Genomic DNA, 1,505 nt, shown 5'->3' with positions numbered 1-1,505 from the left:
GTGCGTATGGCTAAGGGCAGAGACAATTGCTCTGAGGCGGTACTGCCTGATGATAGCAGCGTCTCAGATATCTCCCACGTCATATCATAATCACCAAGAATAGCGGTGATGATATCTAGGGTGGACTGATTGATGAAAGTGCGCGTATGTATCGACTGCGTCAACTGCCAGTCAGGAGTCACGACTTCTAACGTATAAAAGTGCATCGCGCCATCAGACTGCTGATAACGGACACCTCGTATGAGACCTGTGCGACAAGTTGGCATGCGACTGGCTGATAGTGTGGTCAAGCAAACAGGTGTACCAACCAATGACAAACAAGCGTTTGAGTCTAGAAAAGTATAACTAAACACTAGTATGTCAATAGTATCGGTTTGATTAACACTGCTGACACCATAAAACGCCACAGGATAGAAGGCATCTACTGTTAAACTGTCGGCATGAATGGTAACTTTATGTAATCGATTGGTCTGAGAGGGCATAGGAGGGGTACCGTTACTACTGGCTTTATACCAAGGAAATGGCCCGAATTGGAATGTTGCTGAATTATTTATGAATAAAAGTATAGAGTTTATTGAAATATTGTCAAGTGTATGTATAATCAATCTCACCGAATATATTATACTCAACAAACTTTAGTTAGACTTTCCTTTTATATTTTTAGTGATGATACTGTACTTATGAACCCTACTTATTATCGTACCAATCTAACAACAATGGGCTTGCTTTCCTTAGTAGTAAGCGCTTCTGTATTGATAACTGGTTGTAACACGACTGGTAAAAAAATAGTACAAGTGTCAAAGCACTGAGTGCGCCATCACTTGTTTACTTATCTGGTAGTAACACCGCTCAACACGATTTTTCAGAGTGGATGGCTATTGCTAAAACTAACTATGATTCAAAAAAGTACGCACGAGCACTAAGAGCGGCGAACAATGCCATTGCTATTGATAATCAGTCGCTTGAAGCACGTGACATTGCTATGCTCTCAACTATAAAGATAACAGAGAGTAACATCAGTGCTTATCACAACGATACATTAATGAGTAGTGATGACAAAGACAGGGTTAAAGACAGATTAACCAATATCACGACTTTAGTTCAAGCTTCTAATTAATATCTTTGGTTTGATTATCAAGATTTAGCGTAAATATATTTGAAACAGCAACGTCCCCATTTAATACTAATAACGATGAGCACAGACTTACGATGATCAGTATCCAACACAATATCAAAGCCAATCTGAAGCTGCCGAAAGCACTCTTGGCGGGTCTATTTGTCATGGGTTCAGCGATGAGTGCAGCGCATAGCGAGCTAGTGATTCAAGAAAAAAACCCAGGTTCTAGTATCGTTAATCAGTTTGCCACACTCAAAGATGCAAATGCTCAATCACCTGAGCTGCATCAATTGATTGCAGATTTGAATCAAAGGCTGGCTGTCAATCCCAGTGATACTTTGGCTTGGGATATTCTGGCGCAGATTTATTATAACAATGGCTATCATGA

At 40.2% G+C, this 1,505-nt stretch carries 3 protein-coding genes; 2 read left to right on the top strand and 1 reads right to left on the bottom strand.

Going from position 1 to position 1,505, the window contains the following annotated elements; translation table 11 throughout:
• A partial coding sequence (locus ACT3RN_RS15545) for a contractile injection system protein, VgrG/Pvc8 family (protein WP_444518818.1) occupies nucleotides 1-482 on the bottom strand: 482 nt, incomplete at its 3' end.
• A gap of 389 nt (nucleotides 483-871) precedes the next feature.
• Between ACT3RN_RS15545 and ACT3RN_RS15540 the strand changes: the two genes are divergently transcribed.
• Together ACT3RN_RS15540 and ACT3RN_RS15535 are read left to right on the top strand one after the other, a co-directional pair.
• Nucleotides 872-1,117 carry a hypothetical protein gene (locus ACT3RN_RS15540; RefSeq protein ID WP_444518817.1) on the top strand — a complete coding sequence of 82 codons (246 nt, stop codon included), beginning with the start codon at nucleotides 872-874 and terminating at the stop codon, nucleotides 1,115-1,117.
• Between the two features lie 92 nt (nucleotides 1,118-1,209).
• Nucleotides 1,210-1,505, top strand: a 296-nt coding sequence (locus tag ACT3RN_RS15535) for a hypothetical protein (protein ID WP_444518816.1), incomplete at its 3' end; no start/stop codon positions are given.

Origin of the sequence: Psychrobacter sp. AOP5-GZ1-6 (genome assembly GCF_052376345.1) — a bacterium.
Taxonomy (GTDB): domain Bacteria; phylum Pseudomonadota; class Gammaproteobacteria; order Pseudomonadales; family Moraxellaceae; genus Psychrobacter.
This window is presented reverse-complemented; position numbering and strand designations above follow the sequence as displayed.

Bases quoted from the DNA above. Each gene is read 5' to 3' on its own strand.
- ACT3RN_RS15540 (WP_444518817.1), top strand. From the start codon at position 872: ATGGCTATTGCTAAAACTAACTATGATTCAAAAAAGTACGCACGAGCA.